The organism is Variovorax sp. RKNM96, from assembly GCF_017161115.1.
In the GTDB taxonomy this organism is placed as follows: domain Bacteria; phylum Pseudomonadota; class Gammaproteobacteria; order Burkholderiales; family Burkholderiaceae_C; genus Variovorax.
In genome coordinates, this window is sequence record NZ_CP046508.1 from 1777272 (window position 1) to 1798432 (window position 21161).

Annotated in this window: 18 protein-coding genes; 13 read left to right on the forward strand and 5 right to left on the reverse strand. The window is 68.4% G+C overall.

All coding sequences use genetic code 11. The features are described from left to right. Positions 1-9 precede the first annotated feature (9 nt). Positions 10-639, forward strand: a complete 630-nt coding sequence (locus GNX71_RS08020) for a hypothetical protein (protein ID WP_206177829.1) — start codon at positions 10-12, stop codon at positions 637-639. Between the two features lie 129 nt (positions 640-768). Further along, positions 769-3027 (forward strand): acyl-CoA dehydrogenase, encoded by a 2259-nt coding sequence (locus tag GNX71_RS08025; RefSeq protein ID WP_206177830.1) that lies wholly within the window; start codon positions 769-771, stop codon positions 3025-3027. Here the strand turns inward: GNX71_RS08025 and GNX71_RS08030 are convergent. Beyond that, positions 2933-3781: a helix-turn-helix transcriptional regulator gene (locus GNX71_RS08030; protein WP_206177831.1), complete on the reverse strand. Its 849-nt coding sequence runs from the start codon at positions 3779-3781 to the stop codon at positions 2933-2935. The two genes, GNX71_RS08025 and GNX71_RS08030, sit on opposite strands and share 95 nt — an antisense overlap. A gap of 144 nt (positions 3782-3925) precedes the next feature. Here GNX71_RS08030 and GNX71_RS08035 point away from each other — a divergent pair, with 144 nt between their 5' ends. From GNX71_RS08035 to GNX71_RS08085, 11 genes are all read left to right on the forward strand, one after another. Next, on the forward strand, positions 3926-4339 hold the full coding sequence (locus GNX71_RS08035; RefSeq protein ID WP_206177832.1) for a hypothetical protein: 414 nt from the start codon (positions 3926-3928) through the stop codon (positions 4337-4339). A gap of 162 nt (positions 4340-4501) precedes the next feature. Further along, on the forward strand, positions 4502-7369 hold the full coding sequence (locus tag GNX71_RS08040) for an aconitate hydratase (RefSeq protein ID WP_206177833.1): 2868 nt from the start codon (positions 4502-4504) through the stop codon (positions 7367-7369). Between the two features lie 4 nt (positions 7370-7373). After that, the gene (locus tag GNX71_RS08045) at positions 7374-7835 is read left to right on the forward strand and encodes a metallophosphoesterase family protein (RefSeq protein ID WP_206177834.1); all 462 of its coding nucleotides are present in this window, start codon (positions 7374-7376) and stop codon (positions 7833-7835) included. 132 nt (positions 7836-7967) lie between these two features. Next, a complete protein-coding gene (efeU, locus tag GNX71_RS08050) occupies positions 7968-8804 on the forward strand; it encodes an iron uptake transporter permease EfeU (RefSeq protein WP_206177835.1) in 837 nt (278 codons plus the stop codon). Between the two features lie 9 nt (positions 8805-8813). Beyond that, positions 8814-10007 carry an iron uptake system protein EfeO gene (efeO, locus tag GNX71_RS08055; RefSeq protein ID WP_206177836.1) on the forward strand — a complete coding sequence of 398 codons (1194 nt, stop codon included), beginning with the start codon at positions 8814-8816 and terminating at the stop codon, positions 10005-10007. A 25-nt stretch (positions 10008-10032) separates the two neighbouring features. After that, positions 10033-11355: an iron uptake transporter deferrochelatase/peroxidase subunit gene (gene efeB / locus GNX71_RS08060; RefSeq protein ID WP_206177837.1), complete on the forward strand. Its 1323-nt coding sequence runs from the start codon at positions 10033-10035 to the stop codon at positions 11353-11355. Between the two features lie 48 nt (positions 11356-11403). Beyond that, entirely contained in the window at positions 11404-12240 is an 837-nt protein-coding gene (gene efeO / locus GNX71_RS08065) for an iron uptake system protein EfeO (protein WP_206177838.1), read from the forward strand. 128 nt (positions 12241-12368) lie between these two features. After that, on the forward strand, positions 12369-12677 hold the full coding sequence (locus GNX71_RS08070; protein ID WP_206177839.1) for a FeoA family protein: 309 nt from the start codon (positions 12369-12371) through the stop codon (positions 12675-12677). Then, a complete protein-coding gene (locus GNX71_RS08075) occupies positions 12670-14565 on the forward strand; it encodes a ferrous iron transporter B (RefSeq protein WP_206177840.1) in 1896 nt (631 codons plus the stop codon). Before GNX71_RS08070 ends, GNX71_RS08075 begins: the two co-directional genes overlap by 8 nt. Positions 14566-14599: 34 nt before the next feature. Beyond that, positions 14600-14881, forward strand: coding sequence for a DUF6587 family protein (locus GNX71_RS08080; RefSeq protein WP_206177841.1), 282 nt, complete (start codon positions 14600-14602; stop codon positions 14879-14881). Between the two features lie 5 nt (positions 14882-14886). Continuing rightward, positions 14887-16071 (forward strand): FAD-dependent monooxygenase, encoded by a 1185-nt coding sequence (locus tag GNX71_RS08085; protein ID WP_206177842.1) that lies wholly within the window; start codon positions 14887-14889, stop codon positions 16069-16071. Between the two features lie 19 nt (positions 16072-16090). On the opposite strand, the gene GNX71_RS08090 is transcribed toward GNX71_RS08085, so the two are convergent. The 4 genes from GNX71_RS08090 to kynU all read right to left on the reverse strand — a co-directional run bounded on the left by GNX71_RS08090 (position 16091) and on the right by kynU (position 21144). Next, on the reverse strand, positions 16091-17341 hold the full coding sequence (locus GNX71_RS08090; protein WP_206177843.1) for an SMI1/KNR4 family protein: 1251 nt from the start codon (positions 17339-17341) through the stop codon (positions 16091-16093). A 70-nt stretch (positions 17342-17411) separates the two neighbouring features. Continuing rightward, complete coding sequence (locus GNX71_RS08095; protein WP_206177844.1) at positions 17412-18800, reverse strand: reverse transcriptase family protein; 1389 nt, start codon at positions 18798-18800, stop codon at positions 17412-17414. Positions 18801-19021: 221 nt separating this feature from the next. Beyond that, positions 19022-19870, reverse strand: coding sequence for a tryptophan 2,3-dioxygenase (gene kynA, locus GNX71_RS08100; RefSeq protein ID WP_206177845.1), 849 nt, complete (start codon positions 19868-19870; stop codon positions 19022-19024). Then, the gene (gene kynU / locus GNX71_RS08105) at positions 19867-21144 is read right to left on the reverse strand and encodes a kynureninase (protein ID WP_206179382.1); all 1278 of its coding nucleotides are present in this window, start codon (positions 21142-21144) and stop codon (positions 19867-19869) included. The genes kynA and kynU overlap by 4 nt, the downstream gene beginning before the upstream one ends. Positions 21145-21161: the final 17 nt, after the last annotated feature.

Genomic DNA, 21161 nt, shown 5'->3' on the forward strand with positions numbered 1-21161 from the left:
AGAACCCGGATGAAGACAGCAACACAACGATTCGGGCGGCTTTTGCCCATCGTGAGCACGGTGGCCGCCTGGGCCCTGGCCGGCACCGCATTCGCGCAAGGCGTGCTGGTGCCCCAGGCGCCGGCCGCGCCGCCGCAGGACACCCTCACGCGCGCTGCCACCAGCGTGGGCATCAAGCGCTGCCTGCCCGCCATCACGCGGCTCGCGACGCTCACCGTGCAGGGCAGCCGCGGCCACGACGTGCTGCTCGACTGGGACCGCAAGCGCCCCGACGATGGCCCGATGTTCTCGCTGGTCGGCATCCAGTACCCGAACGCCGGCGTGGCGGCCTCGATCACCGCGATTCCCGGCGACGGCGGCACCTGCACGGTGTCGGCCGAGCGCATCTCGGTCGCGCCGTTCACCTGCCAGAGCGTCGCCGAGCAGGAACTCAAGGACTACCAGATGACGCGCCTGCTGCCCATCTACGCGGTCTACACCGATCCCAAGGAGCCGACCTCGTCGGTCTCGCTGATCGATTCGCCGCCGGGCTGCCTCGTGATCCGACGCTACGTCGAATACGGCTGGCGGGACCCTTCGACGGCTGCTGCAGCGCCGACTCCTGCGGCTCCGGCGGGACAAGCGCCCAAGCGCCGCTGAACCACGTCGCGGGCGGCAGGGGCGCGCCCGAATCCGACACGCAAGGACGCCCTTGACCGGCCCCGCGCGGTGCCGGCAAAGCCCAGCATGGAAGCCGATCCGCGCATCCGTCGCGGCGAAGGAGACCCCATGCCTCTGGCTTCATTGATCGGCCGATGGGCCATGCAGCCCTTCTCGAAGGCGCTGCCGCCGCTGGGCGACACCGAGCGTGCGGCGCTGGAGGCGGGCACCGTCGGCTTCGAAGGCCAGCTCTTCGCGGGGCGCCCGGATTTCGATGCGCTCACGGCCATGGGCCCCAACCAGTTGACGGAGCGAGAGCAGGCCTTCCTGCACAACGAGGTGCGCACGCTCTGCCACATGCTCGACGACCATGCCATCGACCAGGCGCACGACCTGCCGGCTGAGGTGTGGCGGTTCCTTCGCGAGAAACGCTTCTTCGGGATGATCATTCCCGAGGAGTTCGGCGGCCTCGGTTTCGGCCACTACGCGCATGCGACCGTCGTGGCACGCATCGCCACCGTCAACGTGGCCACCGCCGTCACGGTGATGGTGCCCAACTCGCTCGGCCCGGCCGAACTGCTGCTGCGCTATGGCACAGACGCACAGAAAGAGCACTACCTGCCGCGCCTGGCCGATGGCCGCGAGCTGCCGTGCTTCGGGCTGACTTCTCCCTATGCGGGCTCCGATGCCGCATCGATTCCCGACCGCGGCGTGATCGTCGAGCGCGAATTCAACGGCAAGCCGACACGCGGCTTTCTCGTCGACTTCGACAAGCGCTACATCACGCTCGCGCCCGTCGCCACGGTGGTGGGCCTGGCCTTCCATGCGGTGGACGAGAGCCGGCCCGAAGGCCAGCGCGACCTCGGCATCACCTGCGCGCTGATTCCCGTGCCGCACGAGGGCATGGAGATCGGCCGGCGTCATCGGCCGATGGACAGCGCCTTCATGAACGGCCCGATCCACGGCCGTCAGGTCTTCGTGCCGATGGACTGGATCATCGGCGGCGAAAAACAGGTCGGCCAGGGCTGGCGCATGCTGATGGAATGCCTGGCCGCGGGGCGCGCGATTTCGTTGCCGGCGCTCGGCTCGTCGATGCAGCAGACGGCGCTGTACGTGAGCAACGGCTACGGGCAGATCCGCGAGCAGTTCGGCCTGCCGGTCGGCAAGTTCCATGCGATTGCCGGGCTGGTCGCGCAGATGTCGGCCGAGCTCTATGCGAGCGATGCGGCACGGCGCTTCACGGCCGCCGCGCTCGACAAGGGCGAGCGGCCCAGCGTGGCGAGCGCGATCCTCAAGGTGCAGCTCACCGAGGCGGGGCGCCGCGCGGTCAACCATGGCATGGACATCCTTGGCGGCAAGGGCATCATCTCGGGCCCGTCGAACCTGCTGGGCGTGGCCTACCGGCAGGCGCCGATCGCGATCACGGTGGAGGGCGCGAACATCCTCACGCGCGCGCTGATCGTGTTCGGGCAGGGCGCGGTGCGCTGCCATCCGCATGTGCTCGATGAAATGGCGGCCGTGCAGGCGAACGACGAAACCGCGCTCGGCGAGGCGCTGATCGCGCACGGCAAGCATGTGGCGGTCAACCTGTGGCACAGCCTGTTCGGTGCGCCGGTGCTCGGCGAGCCGCCCGAAGCGCTGGCGCGCGAGGCGCGGCTCATTGCGCGCATGAGCGCCAAGTACGCGCTCACCGCCGACCTCGCGATGGGCATGCTCGGCGGCAAGCTCAAGCGCATGGAGTTGCTGTCGGCGCGGCTTGGGGACGTGCTCGCACACCTGTACCTCGCGAGTGCGTGCGTCTGGCGCTATCGCGTCGATGCGGCGCCGGAACTGCTGCCGTTTGCGCAGGCCGCGATCCGGCTGCAGCTCGACGAGGCCGGCAAGATCCTGCGCGATCTTTACGCCAACCTGCCGACGGCCGGCCGTCGCGTGATCGGCGCGTTGGTGCTGCGCCGCACCGCGCACCTGGCGCCGCTGCGCGACGTGCAGCTCATCGAACTGGCGGACCTGCTGCGCACGAATCCGCGCATCGTCGAGCGCCTGGCGCCCGACCTCAGCGAACCGGCGGCCGGAGGGCTGCGCGACCTGATGCATGCGATGGAACTGGGCGCGCAACTGGGCGACACGACGGCCGCGCTCAACAAGGTGCTGCGCCGCACGAATTCGCTGGAGGAGGCGGCGCGCTCGGCGCCTGACCCGGAACTGGCGCTGGCCTACCTGCGGGCGGCCGACAAGGTCATCCAGGTGGACGACTTCGAAGGCCCGGCGGCGCAGAAAGCCAATGACGGGAAGCTCACCCAGCCGCTTGCTTCGCCATCTCCGTCAGCGCCGCCGCCGTCTGTGCATCGGCCGGAAAGAACGACTCCACCGCCAGTTCCTGCAACGTGACATCGACGGGCGTCCCGAAGATCGTCGTGGTGCTGATGAAGCTCAGCACCCCGTTCGGCGTGACGAGCTGAAAGGGCACGACCACGCCCGAGAGATCGGTATCGGTCTTCGGTGCGTCGTGGCTCACGTTGGGGGCGGGGAAGGCCTCCAATTCGTCGTGCAGCGCCTGCAGCACGGCATCGCCCGTCGCGGCGATCTGCTGCTGCAGCCGTTCGAGCAGATGGGCGCGCCATTGCGCGAAGTTCGCGATGCGCGAGGCGAGTCCCCCGGGGTGCATGCTCAGGCGCAGCACGTTGACCGGCGGCGCCACCAACTCGGGCGCCGCGCCGGCCATCAGCATCGGCACCAGCGCGTTGTAGGCCACGAGGTTCCAGTGGCGGTCGACGGCGAGCGCGGGAAAGGGCTCGTGCCCCTTGAGCACCAGGTCCACCGCGCGGCGTGCTGACGCCAACGCGGGGTCGTCGAGCGAGCGCTGGCGGTACATCGGCGCGAAGCCGGCGGCCACCAGCAGCGCATTGCGCTCGCGCAGCGGCACTTCCAGCCGCTCGGCCAGGCGCAGCACCATCTCGCGGCTGGGCGCGGCACGGCCGGTTTCCACGTAGCTCAGGTGCCGGGTCGAGACCTCGGCCTCCTGCGCCAAGTCGAGCTGGCTCAGGCGCCGATGGGTGCGCCAGTGCCGCAGGTGCGCGCCGAACGGATCGCGCGCGCCGGGCTGACTGGCCTTGGACGAATGGGTGGTGCGGATGGTGTTCATGGCCCGCATTCTGGCGTGGGGCCGGCACGGCGCCATGACCTCCCAGGTCATCGACGCGATGCATGCCCCACGGAATCATTGGCTCCAACGCGGCAGGACTGGCTTGCAGCGTATCCACCCAGTGATCACCCCAAGGAGATTCACATGTCCGTCTTCGCTTCCCCCCGCTTCCTGCCCAACGTGATGTGGGCCGACGCCGCTTCCTGCGCCGCGACCGGTGCGCTGCAGGTGGCATTCACCGACGCGCTGGCAGGGCTCACCGGACTGCCCTCGGCGCTGCTGATGGGCACCGGCGTGTTCCTGCTGGCCTATGCGGCGCTCGCCGCCTTCATGGCCAGCCGCGCCACGCCGCCGCGCACACTGATCGGCCTCGTGATCTTCGGCAACTTCGGCTGGGCCGTGGCCTGCATTGCATTGCTGGTGAGCGGCATGTTTGCGGTCACTGCGCTGGGCGTGGCCTGGGTGCTGGCGCAGGCCCTGTGCGTGGTCGTGCTGGCCGAGCTGCAATGGACCGGCCTGCGCCGCACCCGCAGCCGCGCCGGCATGGCGCTGGCCTGACCGCGGGCGACGCGAGAGGTGCCGGCAGCGCCCGTCTACCCGGCATTTCTCGCTATGAGGAACATAGCGCGGAGGGAGCGCGGGAGGGAAGACCGACTACAACGATTGACATTGTTCCCCGCTATCCTTGAGGAGCTTCCACGAAACAACAGGAGTTCCTCTATGGCCAAAGCACCGGCTCACGCCTTTGCGTCCACCCTCAAGACCTTCAAGACCGCATCGGGCAAGTCCGGCAAATACTGGTCCCTGAAGGAGCTGGCCAAGCAATACCCCACCATCGACCGGCTGCCCGTGTCGATCCGCATCGTGCTCGAGTCGGTGCTGCGCAACTGCGATGGCCAGAAGGTCTCGCCCAAGCATGTCGAAGAGCTGGCCCACTGGGCGCCCAATGCGGAGCGCACCGACGAGATTCCCTTCGTCGTCACCCGCGTGGTGCTGCAGGATTTCACCGGCGTGCCGCTGCTGGCCGACCTGGCCGCCATGCGCAGCGTGGCCGCCAAGCTGAACAAGTCGCCCAAGACCATCGAGCCGCTGGTGCCCGTCGACCTCGTGGTCGACCACTCGGTGATGGTCGACTACTACGGCACCCCCAAGGCGCTCGACCTCAACATGAAGCTGGAGTTCCAGCGCAACAACGAGCGCTACCAGTTCATGAAGTGGGGCATGCAGGCCTTCGACACCTTCCGCGTCGTGCCGCCGGGCTTCGGCATCGTGCACCAGGTCAACCTCGAATACTTCGCGCGCGGCGTCTACAAGAGCCCGCACGACAAGGCGGACACGCCCACCTACTACCCCGACTCGCTGGTCGGCACCGACAGCCACACGACCATGATCAACGGCATCGGCGTGGTCGGCTGGGGCGTGGGCGGCATCGAGGCCGAGGCCGCGATGCTGGGCCAGCCGGTCTACATGCTCACGCCCGACGTGGTGGGCTTCGAGCTCACCGGCAAGCTGCGCGAAGGCGTCACCGCCACCGACCTCGTGCTGTACGTCACCGCCATCCTGCGCACCGAAAAAGTGGTCGGCAAGTTCGTCGAGTTCTTCGGCCCCGGCGCCGCGTCGATCGCCGTGCCCGACCGCGCGACCATCGGCAACATGGCGCCCGAATACGGCGCGACCATGGGCTTCTTCCCGGTCGACGAAATGACGGTGGCGTACTTCGAAGGCACCGGCCGCACCAAGGAAGAGGTCGAGCGCTTCGAGGCCTACTACAAGGCGCAGGGCCTGTTCGGCATGCCCGCGCCGGGCGACATCGACTACACCAAGATCGTCAAGCTCGACCTGGGCACCGTGTCGCCGAGCCTCGCGGGCCCCAAGCGCCCGCAGGACCGCATCGACCTGGGCCACCTGGCCACCAAGTTCTCCGAGCTCTACAGCAAGCCCAACGACGCCAACGGCTTCAACCAGCCGGCCGAGAAGCTCAAGCAGCGCTATCCGCTGATCACCGCCGGCCAGGGCAATGACGACGAGGCCGCCGCGCCGCCGGCCGGGTCGCCGCGCGAGCTGGTGGAGATGGTCGCCAACCGTTCGACCAAGGCTGCGGCGCACACGAGCGCGACGGCGCCGCCCGCGCCCAAGGGTCAGGTCACCATCGGCAACGGCGACGTGCTGATCGCGGCCATCACCTCGTGCACCAACACCTCGAACCCGAGCGTGATGCTCGCGGCGGGCCTCCTGGCCAAGAAGGCGGTGGAGGCGGGCCTCACGGTCAAACCGCACATCAAGACATCGCTCGCCCCGGGCTCGCGCATCGTCACCGAATACCTGGAGAAGGCGGGCCTCCTGCCGTACCTGGAGAAGCTGGGCTTCTACCTTGCGGGCTACGGCTGCACCACCTGCATCGGCAACGCGGGCGACCTCACGCCCGAGATCAACGAAGCCATCACCAAGAACGACCTCATCGGCGCGGCCGTGCTCTCGGGCAACCGCAACTTCGAGGCGCGCATCCATCCGAACCTGAAGGCCAACTTCCTGGCCTCGCCGCCGCTGGTGGTGGCCTTTGCGATCGCGGGCAACGTGATGACCGACCTCATGACCGAGCCCGTGGGCAAGGGCAAGAACGGCAAGGACGTGTACCTGGGCGACATCTGGCCCACGCCGAAGGAAATCGACCAGAACCTGCGCTTTGCGATGAACGCCAAGTCGTTCCGCGCGAACTACGACAAGGTCAAGACCGACCCGGGCAAGTTCTGGAGCAGCATCAAGGGCACCGACGGCCAGGTGTACGACTGGCCCAAGTCGACCTACATCGCCGAGCCGCCGTTCTTCGAGGGCTTCAAGATGAAGCCGCATGCCACGGACGCAGGCTTCAAGGGCGCGCGGATCATGGCGCTCTTCGGCGATTCGATCACCACCGACCACATCTCGCCGGCCGGCTCGATCAAGGAAAGCTCGCCCGCGGGCATCTGGCTCAAGGCGCACGGCGTGCCCAAGGCCGACTTCAACAGCTATGGTTCCCGCCGCGGCAACCACGACGTGATGATGCGCGGCACCTTCGCCAACGTGCGCATCAAGAACCTGATGATTCCGCCGGACGCCAACGGCACGCAGGAAGAGGGCGGCGTCACGCTGTTTCAGCCGGGCAACCAGAAGATGTTCATCTACGACGCCGCCATGAAGTACATGGAAGAGGGCACCCCCACGGTGGTGTTCGGCGGCGAGGAATACGGCACGGGCTCCTCGCGCGACTGGGCCGCCAAGGGCACGCAGCTCCTGGGCATCAAGGCCGTGGTGGCGCGCAGCTTCGAGCGCATCCACCGCGCCAACCTGGTCGGCATGGGCGTGCTGCCGCTGCAGTTCCGCGGCGCCGATTCGTGGCAGACGCTGGGCCTCACGGGCGACGAGAAGATCGACGTGGTGATCGGCGGCGAACTCAAGCCGCAGATGGACGTGAAGCTGGTCGTGCACCGTCCCGACGGCACGCACCAGGAGGTGACGGTGCGCCTTCGCATCGACACGCCGATCGAGGTGGACTACTACAAGCACGGCGGCATCCTGCCGTTCGTGCTGCGGCAGCTGCTCGCGGCCTGATCCTTTGACTCGCGTCGGGCTCATCTCCGACACCCACGGCCTGCTGCGCCCGCAGGCCGTGGCCGCTTTGCAGGGCAGTGACTTCATCGTGCATGGCGGAGACATCGGCAACGCCGGCATCCTCGAGGCGCTTTCGGCGATTGCGCCGCTGACGGTCGTGCGGGGCAACAACGACGGGGAGCCGTGGGCCGATGGCATCGCCGAGACGGCGCTCCTGAAGGTGGGCGGCGTGGTGATCTACGCCATCCACGACCTTTCGCAGATCGGCATCGATCCCGCCGGCGCCGGCGTGCGCGTGGTGGTCTCCGGCCATTCGCACAAGCCGAAGATCGAGGAGCGGGGCGGCGTGCTCTACGTCAACCCGGGTAGCGCCGGTCCGCGGCGATTCAAATTGCCGATCGCAGTTGCCGAGCTGATCGTCGATGGCAATGCGGTGACTGCACGCATCGTCGAGCTGACGGGCTAAGTACGCGTCTTCAATACCCCTAGTTGAGAATCGCTCTCATCTGATGGGTTATCCTCGGCCGTTCCTCCCTGAGCGCGCACCACAACGGGGCATCGTTTCGGGAGGGATTTCCTGTCCTGATCTCCGAAGCCGATGCTCATCCCCTTTCTCATCATGCTGCGCGAAGGCATCGAAGCCGCGCTGATCGTCGGCATCGTTGCCAGCTACCTGAAACAAAGCGGACGCGGCGCGTTGATGCCCGCGGTGTGGGTCGGCGTGCTGCTGGCCACTGCGCTGTCGCTGTTCGCGGGGGCCGGCCTGCAATTGCTGGCGGCGGAGTTTCCGCAGAAGCAGCAGGAACTGTTCGAGGGCGTCGTCGGGTTGATCGCGGTCGTCATGCTGACCTCGATGGTGTTCTGGATGCGCAAGGCCGCCCGCTCCATCAAGGGCGAGCTGCATGCCTCCATCGACAAGGCGATCACCCGGGGCGCGGACGGGCAGGGCTGGGCGCTTATCGGCATGGTGTTTCTCGCCGTGGCGCGCGAAGGGCTGGAGTCGGTCTTCTTCCTGCTGGCCGTGTTCCAGCAGAGCAGCGGCTGGGAAGCGCCCGTGGGCGCACTGGCCGGCATCGCGGTGTCGGTGGTGATCGGCTGGGGGCTTTATTCGGGCGGCGTGCGGCTCGACCTCCGGCGCTTCTTCCGCTTCACGGGCCTGTTCATCCTGCTGGTGGCCGCCGGCCTGCTCGCGAGCGTGCTGCGCAAGCTGCACGAGGCGGGCGTCTGGAATCACCTGCAGACGGTGGTGTTCGACATGAGCGAGACCCTGCCGATGGACAGCCCCGCCGGCGCCGTGCTCTCGGGCCTCCTGGGCTACCAGGCCGCGCCGGTGACGGGCGAGGTGATCGTCTACCTGGCGTTCCTCGTGGTGGCGCTGTTCTTCTTCCTGCGTCCGGCCGCCGCGCCGGTGCCACGCGCGGCCGCGGCCCGCTGAAATCTTCCGATGTCTTCTTCCTCTTCTTCTCCCGAACCGAAATCCTCTTCAGGCCTCATGCGCGTCGCGGTGGCCGCCTCGGCGCTGCTGGTCGTCGCCGGCCTGGCCGCCTTCTGGTATGCCTCGGGCGTTGCGCGCAAGGCGCCGGCCAAGGCAGCCGACAACGCGGTCACCGTCACGATCCAGGGCAACGTGTGCGAGCCCAACGCGATCACCGTGCCGGCGGGGCGGACCACCTTCACCATCGTCAACAAGTCGAACCGCGCGCTCGAGTGGGAAATTCTCGACGGCGTGATGGTGGTGGAAGAGCGCGAGAACATCGCGCCGGGCTTCTCGCAGACGATGACGGTCAAGCTCTCGCCGGGCGACTTCGCGATCACCTGCGGCCTTTTGAGCAATCCGCGCGGCAAGCTGCATGTCACGCCTTCGGCGGCATCGATGGCCGAGGCGGCGCGGCCCTCGCTGGTCAACTACGTGGGCGCGCTGGCCGAGTACCAGGTGTTCCTGCGGCTCGAAGCCGGCGGGCTCGACGACGCGGCGCGCGCCCTCGCCGACGCGATCAAGGCGGGCGACCTGCCGCAGGCGAGGGCGCTCTACGCGCCGGCGCACCAGGCCTACAAGCGCATCGAGCCGATGGCCGAGCTGTTCGCCGACCTCGACACCCGCCTGAACGCCCGCGCCGACTACTTCGAGAAGCGCGAGGCCGATGCGGGCTTCACCGGCTTCCATCGCATCGAGTACGCGCTGTACGGCCAGAACGACCTCCAGGGCCTCGCGCCCGTGGCCGATCAGCTGGTCGCCGACATCGGCGTGCTCAAGGGCCGGTTGCGCGGGCTCGACATGCCGCCGGAACGGCTCGCGGGGTCCGCATCGAAGCTGCTGCGCCGCGTGGCCGACAACCTGCCCGCCGGCGGCGAAGACCACTATGGCCATGCCGAGCTGGTGAACCTGCAAGGCACGTACGAAGGCACGAAGAAGATTTCGGAGCTGCTGCAGCCGCTGCTCGTGAAAGCCGCGCCTGCGCTGCAGAAAAGCGTGGATGAACGCTTCGCGGCCTTCGATGCCGCGCTGGCGCCGTACCGCGAAGGCGAGGGCTTCAAGCCCGCGCCGCTCGACGAGGCACAAAGAAAGCGCCTTGCAGAACCCGTGCGCGCACTGGCCGAGGAACTCGGCAAGGTGAATGCCGCGCTGGGCCTGGACTGAGGCAAGGACGAGACGCGGAGCCACCATGGACAAGACGAACTACGACACCACGCCTGTGCCCGGGCAACCCGAGTCGCCGCACCGCCGCCGCATGCTCGGCGCGGCCGGCGTCGCCTTTGCCGGCCTTGCCGCATCGGCCCACGCCAAGGCCGCGCCTTCGGGGCCGCCCGACAGTCCCGATGCCGGCGCGCAGGTCACCGATGCGCCGCAGAGCACCCACACGCAAGACCGCGTGCCCTTCCGCGGCAGGCACCAGGCCGGCATCGTCACGCCGCGGCCGACGGCCGGCATGATCGCCTCGTTCTATGTGCTGGCGGAGAACCGCGCCGACCTGGAGCGCCTGTTCCGCACGCTCACCGAGCGCATCGCCTTTCTCACGCAGGGCGGCGCGCAGACCGACCCCGATCCCCGGCTGCCGCCCGCGGGCTCCGGCATCCTCGGGCCGGTGGTGCAGCCCGATGGGTTGACGGTGACGGTGTCGGTCGGCACCTCGCTTTTCGACGAGCGCTTCGGCCTCGCGAAGAAGAAGCCCGTGCGCCTGGCCCAGATGCAGCGCCATCCGAACGATGCGCTCGATGCGGCGCTGTGCCACGGCGACCTGTCGATCCAGTTCTGCGCCAACACGCCCGACACCAACATCCACGCGCTGCGCGACATCATCAAGAACACGCCCGACCTGCTTGTGCTGCACTGGAAGCAGGAGGGCACCGTGCCGCCGATCCAGGCGGTGCCCGGCAAACCGGCGGAGAGCGCGCGCAACTTCCTCGGTTTTCGCGACGGCTCGGCCAACCCCGACTCGGCCGACGACAGGCTCATGGACGGCATCGTGTGGGTCCAGCCCGGCGGCGACGAGCCGGCCTGGGCCGTGGGCGGCAGCTACCAGGCGGTGCGGATCATCCGCAACTTCGTCGAGCGCTGGGACCGCACGCCGCTGCAGGAGCAGGAAGCCATCATGGGCCGCCTGAAGCCCACCGGCGCGCCGATGGACGGCGGCAAGACGGAGCACGACGTGCCCGACTACGCCAAGGACCCCGAGGGCAAGGCCACGCCGATGGACGCGCACATCCGCCTGGCGAACCCGCGCACCCGGGCGTCGGATGCGAACCTCATCCTGCGCCGGCCCTTCAACTATTCGAACGGCGTCACCAAGTCGGGCCAGCTGGAGATGGGCCTGCTGTTCATCTGTTACCAGGCCGACCTCGAGAAGGGCTTCATCGCCGTGCAGACGCGCCTGGACGGCGAGCCGCTCGAGGAATACATCAAGCCCATCGGCGGCGGTTTCTTCTTCACCCTGCCGGGCGTGCAGGGCGAGCAGGACTGGCTCGGCCGCACGCTGCTGGCCGCCTGACGCGCCGAATTCAAGTTTTTTTCACGACCTCGCCATCCAAGGAGATCCATGACCGTGCAGTTCCGCCGCCACTTCCTCGCCACTTTCGTTGCAGGCTTCGCCGGGCTCTACGCCGCCGGCGCGCAGGCCGCCGTGTCGCCGCTCGAGCTGGTCGGACCGATCTCCGACTACAAGATCTACGTGGCCGAGAACGTGCGCAAGCTGACCACGGACACGCGCGCCTTCACCGCCGCGGTGAAGGCCGGCGACATCGAAAAGGCAAAGAAGCTGTATGCGCCGACGCGCACGAGCTACGAGCGCATCGAGCCGGTGGCGGAACTCTTCAACGACCTCGACAAGTCGATCGACTCACGCGCGGACGACCATGAAAAGGCCGAGAAGGACCCGGCCTTCGGCGGCTTCCACCGCATCGAGTACGGCCTCTGGACGCAGAAGAGCACCAAGGACCTGAACCCCGTGGCCGACAAGCTGCTGGCCGACGTGCTCGACCTGCAGAAACGCCTGGTCGCGCTGACCTTCCCGCCCGAGAAGGTGGTGGGCGGCGCCGCGGTGCTGATGGAAGAGGTGGCCGCCACCAAGATCTCCGGCGAGGAAAACCGCTACAGCCACACCGACCTGTGGGATTTCCAGTCCAACTTCGAGGGCGCCTACAAGATCGTCGAATTGCTGCGCCCGCTGGTCGTGAAGGAGAACAAGGCGTTCTCGGACAAGGCCGACGCCAATTTCAAGGTGGTGTTCGACACGCTGGCCAAGTACAAGACGGCCGATGGCGGCTTTGAAACCTATTCGAAGCTCAGCGAGCGCGACCGCAAGCTGCTGGCCGGCCGCGTCAACACGCTGGCCGAAGACCTGTCCAAGCTGCGCGGCATGCTCGGTCTGAACTGATCGAAAACCCCCGGTTTGGCGGGGCCCGAACGCTTTTGAAGGGGTATGGTCAGGTTCTCGCGAGTGAGAATTGCTAGCATCTGGGTTTTGCTTACAGGTGCGCCCGGTCTCCAGGGCGCCGCCCCACCGTGCGAACCAATGACTTCGGCACCGCGCCGGCCAACACCACGGCCGCCGCCCTGCGCCTCGACCAGCTTCCGAACAACCAGTGGGCCACCGTGCTCGACGTGGCCCGCCCCGAGGGCGCGGACGATCGCGAACTCGTGCTGCGGCTGACCGAAATCGGCTTCGTGCCGGGCGAGGCCGTGCGCATCGTCGCGAGCGGCATCCCGGGCCGGGAGCCGCTGGCAGTTCGCCTGGGGCACACCACCTTCGCACTGCGCCGCCACGAGGCCGCGCTCATCCACGTCATCCCCGGAGCCGCCAACCATGGCTGAAGCCGTCATCCAGGGCCCCGGTGGCTTCGCCCCCACCGCCCAGCCGGGGCGCATCGCGCTGCTCGGCAACCCGAACTGCGGCAAGACCGCGCTCTTCAACCTGCTGACGGGCAGCCGCCAGAAGGTCGCCAACTACGCCGGCGTGACCGTCGAGCGCAAGGAGGGAACGCTGCGCACGCCCTCGGGCCGCCGCGTCTTCGTGCTCGACCTGCCGGGCGCCTACAGCCTGAATGCGCTCAGCGCCGACGAGGCCGTCACCCGCGACATCGTCACCGGCCAGAGCAACGAGGCGCTGCCCGACCTGCTGGTGTGCGTGACCGACGCCACCAACCTGCGCCTGAACCTGCGCCTCGTGCTCGAGGCGAAGAAGCTGGGCCTGCCGATGGTGGTGGCGCTCAACATGACCGACATGGCCAAGAAGCAGGGCATTGCGGTCGACACGGCCGTGCTCTCGCGCGAGCTCGGCCTGCCCGTGATCGAAACCGTCGGCGTCCACACCGGCGGCGCGAAGAACCTGCTCGAGGCGCTCGACGCCCCGGTCGCCGCCGCCGTGCCGCAGCCCTGGCAGGCGCCGGGCCTGGACGACGTGCTCGCCACGCAGCGCGAAGTGCGCCGCATCCTTGGCCTCGCGGTGAAGGAGCCGGTCGGCAGCCTCGCCACCAGCGACCGCATCGACCGCGTGGTGATGCATCCGCTCTGGGGCATGGTGGTGCTGGCCGTCACGATGTTCCTGATGTTCCAGGCCGTGTTCAGCTGGGCCAATGTGCCCATGGATGCCATCAAGGCTGGCACCGAGGCGCTCGGCGGCCTGCTCAAGACGGCGATTCCTGAAGGCATGCTGCAGAGCCTGCTGGTCGATGGCGTGATCGCGGGCGTGGGCGGCGTGATCGTGTTCCTGCCGCAGATCCTGATCCTGTTCCTCTTCATCCTCGCGCTCGAAGACTCGGGCTACCTGCCGCGCGCGGCCTTCCTGCTCGACCGCGTGATGGGCACCGTGGGCCTGTCGGGCCGCTCTTTCATTCCGCTGCTCTCCAGCTTCGCCTGCGCCATTCCGGGCGTGATGGCCACGCGCACCATCAGCAACTGGCGCGACCGCATCACGACCATCATGATCGCGCCGCTCATGACCTGTTCGGCGCGGCTGCCGGTGTATGCGCTGCTGATCGCGGCCTTCATTCCGGCGCGCACCGTCGGCGGCGTCTTCAACCTGCAGGGCGTGGTGCTGTTCGCGCTGTACGTGTTCGGCATCGTCTCGGCGATGGCCGTGGCCTGGGTGATGAAGCGCTTTCGCGACAACACGCAGCATTCGCCGCTCCTGATGGAACTGCCCGCCTACCGCTGGCCGAACCTGCGCAACCTGGCGCTGGGCCTCTACGAGCGGGCGTGGATCTTCATCCAGCGCGTGGGCACGATCATCCTCACGCTCACGATCCTGCTGTGGTTCCTCTCGACCTTCCCGTCGCCGCCCGAAGGCGCGACCGGCCCGGCCATCCAGTACAGCCTGGCCGGCATGATCGGCCGCGGGCTCGAAGTCATCTTTGCGCCCATCGGCTTCAACTGGCAGATCTCGATCGCGCTGGTGCCCGGCATGGCGGCGCGCGAAGTGGCGGTGGGTGCGCTGGGCACGGTGTACGCGCTCTCGGCCACCGGCGACGACGTGGCCGGTGCGCTCGAGCCGCTCATCGCCGGCAGCTGGTCGCTGGCCACGGCGCTGTCGCTGCTGGTCTGGTACGTGTTCGCGCCGCAGTGCATTTCGACGCTGGCTGCCGTGAAGCGCGAGACGGCCTCTTGGAAGTATGTGTGGATCATGGCGGGCTACCTGTTTGCGCTCGCCTACGCAGCGTGCTTCATCACCTACCACGTTGCAGTGGCACTGGGCGCGGGTTAAAACCGCTCCTGACGCTGAAAGGTTTGAAGAAGAAATGACGCAACAACTGATCGTCGGATTGATCGTCGCGGCGGCTGCGTTCTACGCGGTCTGGCGCTGGATGCCCGCTGGTTGGCGGCGCAGCGCGGCCCACAAGCTGGCCGCCGGCACGCAGCGCGCCGGCCTGGTCGACCAGGAGCGCGCCAACCAGCTGGCCGCCTCGCTCGCCAAGACCTCGGGTTGCGGCTCCTGCGACACCTGCGGCAGCTGCGCCCCCAAGAAAGCCGGCAACACCAACGCCACGCAAGCCGACAAGCCCCTCTCGAACAGCCTCTGATTCCGATGCCCACGCACATCCTCGTCGCCGGGGGCGGCATCGGGGGGCTGGCCACGGCGCTGGCGCTTTCGCGGGGCCGGCACCGCGCCGATGTCTTCGAGCAGGCCGCGGTCTTCGGCGAGATCGGGGCCGGCGTGCAGCTCGGTCCCAACGTCACGCGGCGCCTTCAACAACTGGACTTGGGCACGGGCCTCGCGAAGATCGCGGCGCGCCCGGATGCATTGGTGGTCCGCAGCGCCGGCAGCGATGCCGTGCTGGCCCGCCTGCCGCTGGGCGATGCGATGCAGCAACGCTACGGCACTCCTTACTTCTGTGCCCACCGTGCCGACCTGCATGCACTGCTGCTCGAAGCGGTGCGTGCGCGCGGCACCGGCACGCTGGTGACTGCCGCGCAGATCAGGCAGGTCGAGACCAGCGACGACCTCGTGTGCGTCTCGAGCGCCGATGCCCGCGCCTGGGAGGGCGAGGCGCTGGTGGGCGCCGATGGCCTCTGGAGCCTGGTGCGGCGCCAACTCGATACACCCTCCGCCGCGGAGCCGCCGCGCGTCACCGGCCACACGGCCTGGCGCGCATTGGCCCTGCAAGGCGATCTGCCCGCTGCGTTGCGGCGCCAGCAGGTCGATGTGTGGCTGGGCCCGCATCTCCACGCCGTGGCGTACCCGGTGCGCGGCGGCGACTGGCTCAACGTGGTGGTGATCGCCGAATCCGCCCCGGCCGGCGATGCGCGCGACTGGGACCAGTCCAGCAGCATCGCAGCCTTGCAGCAGGCCACGGGCCGCAGCAGTGGCGGCCTGCAGGCGCTGCTTGAAGCGATGCCCGGCTGGCGCGCCTGGTCGCTCAGCGACCGCGCGCCGTTGACCTCCGCCGCCGACATGGCGCACGAGCGCGTCGCGCTGGTGGGCGATGCGGCGCACCCGATGGTGCCGTACCTCGCGCAGGGCGCGGGTATGGCGATCGAGGATGCGATCGCGCTGGCCGATGCGCTCGGCGATGGCACCGCGGCCGACGTGCCCGCGGCCTTCGCGCGCTACGCCGAGGCGCGCTGGCAGCGCAATGCACAGGTGCAGGCGCGCGCGCGGCGCAACGGCGAGGTCTTCCATGCCACCGGCCCTGTGCGCCTGGGGCGCGACCTCGCGATGCGCACGCTCGGCGCGCGGCTGCTCGACCAGCCTTGGCTGTACGGCGGTTGAGTGATGAACCCTCGGACCTTCAGAGCCTGAAGGTCTGCAGGTGCTCGATGCGTTCTGCCAGCCCTTCCGGCCCGAGGTAGTGCCCGAGCGAGCCATCGCGCACTTTCACCAGCGTCGTCTCGAGTTCGATCAGCATCGCATCGCGGTCCGCGACGAAGGCCGGCGGCACGTCGATGCCGGCTTCGGTGCAGGCGTCTGCGATCAGGTGCGCGCTCGCAGGCGCGCCGCACGCCACGCACTTGACGATCGCCGCGACGCTCGGCTCCGCACCATTGGCCAGCAGCGCGCTCGTGAGTTCGGGCGCGATCTGGCCATCGACATTGCGCAGGGCATCGACCGCCACCGGCGCGCCCGCGCGCACCAGGGCCGCAGCCGCCGCGAAGGCGCTCTGGCTCAGCGCAACGTCGGTCGCGAGCGCGCTGCCTTGCTGCGGCCCGTCGAAGCTCACGCCCGAGGCGGCCAGCTCGACCACCAGCGGCGCATCGTCGGTCGCGATCGCGTGGTGCAGCGCGGCGCGTGCCAACGCCGGGTGATGGCGCAGCGTGCCGTCCGCGAGCGGCGTGCGCCAGTCGACCACGGCGCGGCAGTAGAAGGTGACCAGCTTGTCCATCAGGTCGAGGTCCAGCCCATGGGCCTGGTGGCGGTCGTCCAGGTACTGCAGCAGGGTCTGGCCCGAGAAGTAGTCGCTCGTGGGAGCCAGCGGGTCTTCGTCGAGGTGCAGTGCGGCGAAGGCGCCATGCAGGTCGGGCGCGACGGTGCTCAGGGTGTCTTCGTGCAGTGCGTGCGTCCAGGCCGGCGGCAGGCCCTGCTTCCATGCGATGACCCGGCCGTACGCTTCGCCGGGCTCGACCACGGTGTAGATGCGGTCGAGGTACTCGAAGCCGCCGAAGGGCAGGTGGGTGAGCTTGCCGCTCCAGGGTGCGCCGTTCTCGGCGGCGGCGTCTTCGGCCAGCGCCTGCTCATGCTCGATCCAGCCCTGCAGGTCGCGGTAGCCGTCGCTGCCGTCCCAGAAGAGTTCCGACCAGCTCACGCTCTCGACGTTGCCGTTCATCGGCAGCGCGAGGTCGTAGTCGAGGCGGCCGCCCGCCGTCTCTTGCCACAACGCGACCAGCGCCTCGGGAATCGGTCCGGCGCACAGGGCCTGTACCGCCGCGATCTGCTGCGCCGGCATCGGCGGCTGCGCATCGAAGATCACGCGGTCCGCGAACAGCACGACGCCGTGTGCCCGCAAGGTGGAGATCTCATCGGATGAGAACCGGATGTTGTGCATGGCAGGGGCCTCCGTTGTTGCCAAAAATGTAGCGCTTTGCGCAGGTGTGGCAAACAGTACATGCGAGCGTTCAGCCCGGCGGTTGCGAGACGGCTGGCCATTCGATGCGTTCGAAGAGGCGCATCAGCCTTGCCTTGCGCGCCGGATTGAACTGGCCGATCCACGCGATGTGGCCCAGCAGGTGGCCGCGGAAATCGGTCACCTTCGCGCGGTTCTGGCTTGCGGGGCCGTGCAGCACGCACTGATGAAGCACCGCCTTCAGCCGGTCGAAGTCGACGCGCGGCGTGTTCGCCTTCTCGTTCACGATCACGCCCGTCACGCGCTGCTGGTGGTGCCGCGGCATGCAGCGCACCTTGCGCGGATGAAGCGCGAAGCCCTCGTCGGCGGCGATGCCGTCGACCCAGGCACGCAGCGCGTTGAACTGCTCGCGGAGCGTCGCAGGTCCCGAGAACACGAGGTCATCGGCGTAGCGCGTGTAGGTGGCGCCGAAGGCCCACGCCAGTCCTTCGAGCCGCAGGTCGAGGCGAAAGGCGCAGAGGTTCGCCAGCGCGGGCGAGCAGGGCGAGCCTTGCGGCAGATGCGGTTCGGCCAGGCGCTTGGCGCCCATCCAGTCGAGCCCGCCGTCGTCGCGAAGGCGTTCGATCACCGCCGCCGACGTTCGATGCGTGCACAGCGCGGTGAGCGCGCGCGCCACGCCGTCGGGATAGCCCAGCGTGCGCCACAGCGCATGCACGCGCGAGGCGCGAACGCTGGGAAAGAAGTCGCGCAGGTCGAAGCCGATCACCACCTCCTGGCCGACGTGCGCGGCCGCGTGGCTAGCGACCGAGCGCTCCTGCACGAAGCCGTGGGCCGCCTCGTGCGCGGGCACCCGCTGCAGCAGGTCGTCGAGGATGCGGCGCTGCAGGCGCTTGAGGTCCGCCTTGGGAATCTCGAGCAGCCGCAGGCCGCCGAGGCGCTTGGGTTGCAGCTGGTAGCGGTAGTGCGATGCGGGGCGCGGGCTCGATGCGTCGGGCGCGCGGAAGGCTTGCGATGCGGCGGTGAGCCACGCGAGACGGTCGGGCTCGATCTCGAGCCATTGCGCGAGATTGGCGAACGTGGGCAGGCGGGGCAACGCGAAGTGGTCGAGGCCCATCGGGCGCGGGAACATGTCGGCCGGTCGCAGGATGAGTCGGCGGATGCGGGGCGGCTCGTCCTGTTCGAAGGCCAGTTCCAGCGCCGGTGTCTCGAGGATCGCCTGCGTCAGCCCGGGAAGATCGGTGCGCTCCCATGTCGCGAGCGATCGCTTGCCAAGGTCCTCGGCCAACAGGGTGAGCCACGGCGGATTGGCGCCCAGTGCCGCCTCGGCCCGCGCGCGCAAAGCATCCGGCGTGGTGCCCCCCGGCTGCCTCGCATCGGCCAGCAGGGCATGCGCGAGGCCGCGTGCAATCCATTCCCTGTAGCTCGGTTCGCGCGTCGTCATGAAGGCGGTGAAGTGGAACGTGGGTGGCAACCGGCCCTTCAACCAGCCGGTGATGCGCCAGCTGCGCTGCGCGACAGCGCAGTTCCGCTCACGCGCCGAAATGCGTACCCATCCATCGACCGCGGGGGTGCCCCGCAGCACAAGGAAAGCGACGAATCGCCCGCCTTGTCGAGTCTTGAAGGTCCGGTGCCGCGGCGATTGTTGCACGCGGCTTGCGCATGTCAGAGGTCGGTGCGCAGCTTCCAGATCTCGGGGAACAGCACCACGTCGAGCATCTTGCGCAGGTAGCTCACGCCGCCCGTGCCGCCGGTGCCGCGCTTGAAGCCGATCACGCGCTCGACCGTGGTCACGTGGCGAAAGCGCCAGAGGCGGAAGGCGTCTTCGAGGTCGGTGAGCTTTTCGCCGAGCTGGTACAGGTCCCAGTGGTCGTGCGGGTTGCGGTAGACCACGAGCCACGCTGCCTCGACACCGTCGCTCGATTCATAGGGCTGCGTCCAGTCGCGCTCCAGCCGGTCGGCGGGCACCGGGAGGCCGTGGCGTGCGAGGAGGCGCAGCGACTCGTCGTAGAGCGAGGGCTGGCGGTACGCAGCATCGACCTGTGCGAGCAGATCGGCGCGGTGCGCATGTGGCTTGAGCATCGCGGCGTTCTTGTTGCCGAGCGCGAACTCGATGCAGCGGTACTGCGCACTCTGGAAGCCGCTGGAGTTGGCGAGGTAAGGGCGCATCGCCGTGTACTCGGGCGGCGTCATGGTCGAGAGCACGGTCCATGCGCTCACCAGCTGTTCCATGATGCGGCTCACCCGCGCGAGCATCTTGAAGGCGTCGGCCAGTTTTTCGTCGGCGATGCAGGTGGTGGCGGCGCGCAGTTCGTGCAGCATGAGCTTCATCCAGAGCTCGCTGGTCTGGTGCTGCACGATGAACAGCATCTCGTCGTGCGCGGGCGAAAGCGGGTGCTGAGCGTTGAGGATCTCGTCCAGGTGCAGATAGTCGCCGTAGCTCATGGACTTGCTGAAGTCCAACTGCGCCTTCTCTTCGTGGACGATGTTCTCGGTGTGCTTTTCGGCGGTCATGTCACTGCGTTCTTGCGGTTGAATTCGGCGCGTCGCCACTCGCCGGTTTCGAGCACCTGCACGAGGTGTTCGACCGAGTTCCACACATCCTCGAAGCCGATGTACAGCGGCGTGAAGCCGAAGCGCAGGATGTCGGGCATCTGCGAATCGCCGGCGCGGTAGTCGCCGATCACGCCACGCGCGATCAACGCCTGCACGATGGCGTAGGCGCCTTCTTCGCGGCTGAGGCACACCTGCGAACCGCGATGTGCGTGGTCGCGTGGCGTGATGAGCGAGAGGCCCTGATTCGCGCAGCGTTCCTCGACCAACTGGATGAAGAGGTCCGTGAGCGCGAGCGACTTGGTGCGCAGCGCGGCCATCGCGCCCTGGTCCTTGTTGAAGGCTTCGGCGGCGAGCACTGTGTCGAGCCCGCACTCAAGACCTGCCAGCGCGATGATTGGTTGCGTGCCGCAGAGGTAGCGGCCGACGCCCGGTGCGGGCCGGTAATGCGGCGTGAACTCGAAGGGCGCCGCGTGGCCCCACCAGCCCGACAGCGGCTGCTCGAACTGGCCCGCGTGCCGGGTGTTGACCCATGCGAAGGCCGGTGCGCCCGGCCCGCCGTTCAGGTACTTGTAGCCGCAGCCGATCGCGTAGTCGGCATTGCTGTCGTTCAGCGCCACGGGCACGGCGCCCGCGCTGTGCGCGAGGTCCCACACCGTGAGCGCGCCCGCCGCGTGCGCGGCGGCGGTGATGGCCTTCATGTCGTGCATGGCGCCGGTGCGGTAGTTGACGTGCGTAAGCATCAGCACCGCCACTTCGTCGGTCAGCACGGCCGGGAGTTCGCTCGCATCGATGAGCTTGAGCGTGAAGCCGCGCTCGCGGCACAGCGATTCCGCGATGTAGAGGTCGGTCGGGAAGTTGCTGCGCTCGCTGATCACCAGCTTGCGGCCGCTGTCTTTCTGCTGAGACAGTGCTGCGAACAGCACCTTGTAGAGATTGACCGAGGTGCTGTCGGTGCACACCACTTCGCCGGGCGCCGCTCCGATGAGGCGCGCGACCTTGTCGCCCAGGCGCTGCGGCAGGTCGAACCAGCTTGCGGTGTTCCACGAGCGGATGAGGCCTACGCCCCATTCCTGGGTCACCACTTCGGCGATGCGCGCGGGTGCCGCCTTGGGCATCACGCCGAGCGAGTTGCCGTCCAGGTAGAGCACGTCGGCAGGAATGGTGAATTGGTCGCGCAGGGCGCGCAGCGGGTCTTGCGCGTCGAGCGCGCGGCAATCGTCGAGGGTCATGATGAGCTTTGTGGGGTCAG

Coding starts and splice junctions, on each gene's coding strand:
- GNX71_RS08020 (WP_206177829.1), top strand. CDS start 10: ATGAAGACAGCAACACAACGATTCGGGCGGCTTTTGCCCATCGTGAGC.
- GNX71_RS08025 (WP_206177830.1), top strand. CDS start 769: ATGCCTCTGGCTTCATTGATCGGCCGATGGGCCATGCAGCCCTTCTCG.
- GNX71_RS08030 (WP_206177831.1), bottom strand. CDS start 3,781: ATGAACACCATCCGCACCACCCATTCGTCCAAGGCCAGTCAGCCCGGC.
- GNX71_RS08035 (WP_206177832.1), top strand. CDS start 3,926: ATGTCCGTCTTCGCTTCCCCCCGCTTCCTGCCCAACGTGATGTGGGCC.
- GNX71_RS08040 (WP_206177833.1), top strand. CDS start 4,502: ATGGCCAAAGCACCGGCTCACGCCTTTGCGTCCACCCTCAAGACCTTC.
- efeU (WP_206177835.1), top strand. CDS start 7,968: ATGCTCATCCCCTTTCTCATCATGCTGCGCGAAGGCATCGAAGCCGCG.
- efeO (WP_206177836.1), top strand. CDS start 8,814: ATGTCTTCTTCCTCTTCTTCTCCCGAACCGAAATCCTCTTCAGGCCTC.
- efeB (WP_206177837.1), top strand. CDS start 10,033: ATGGACAAGACGAACTACGACACCACGCCTGTGCCCGGGCAACCCGAG.
- efeO (WP_206177838.1), top strand. CDS start 11,404: ATGACCGTGCAGTTCCGCCGCCACTTCCTCGCCACTTTCGTTGCAGGC.
- GNX71_RS08075 (WP_206177840.1), top strand. CDS start 12,670: ATGGCTGAAGCCGTCATCCAGGGCCCCGGTGGCTTCGCCCCCACCGCC.
- GNX71_RS08080 (WP_206177841.1), top strand. CDS start 14,600: ATGACGCAACAACTGATCGTCGGATTGATCGTCGCGGCGGCTGCGTTC.
- GNX71_RS08085 (WP_206177842.1), top strand. CDS start 14,887: ATGCCCACGCACATCCTCGTCGCCGGGGGCGGCATCGGGGGGCTGGCC.
- GNX71_RS08090 (WP_206177843.1), bottom strand. CDS start 17,341: ATGCACAACATCCGGTTCTCATCCGATGAGATCTCCACCTTGCGGGCA.
- GNX71_RS08095 (WP_206177844.1), bottom strand. CDS start 18,800: ATGACGACGCGCGAACCGAGCTACAGGGAATGGATTGCACGCGGCCTC.
- kynA (WP_206177845.1), bottom strand. CDS start 19,870: ATGACCGCCGAAAAGCACACCGAGAACATCGTCCACGAAGAGAAGGCG.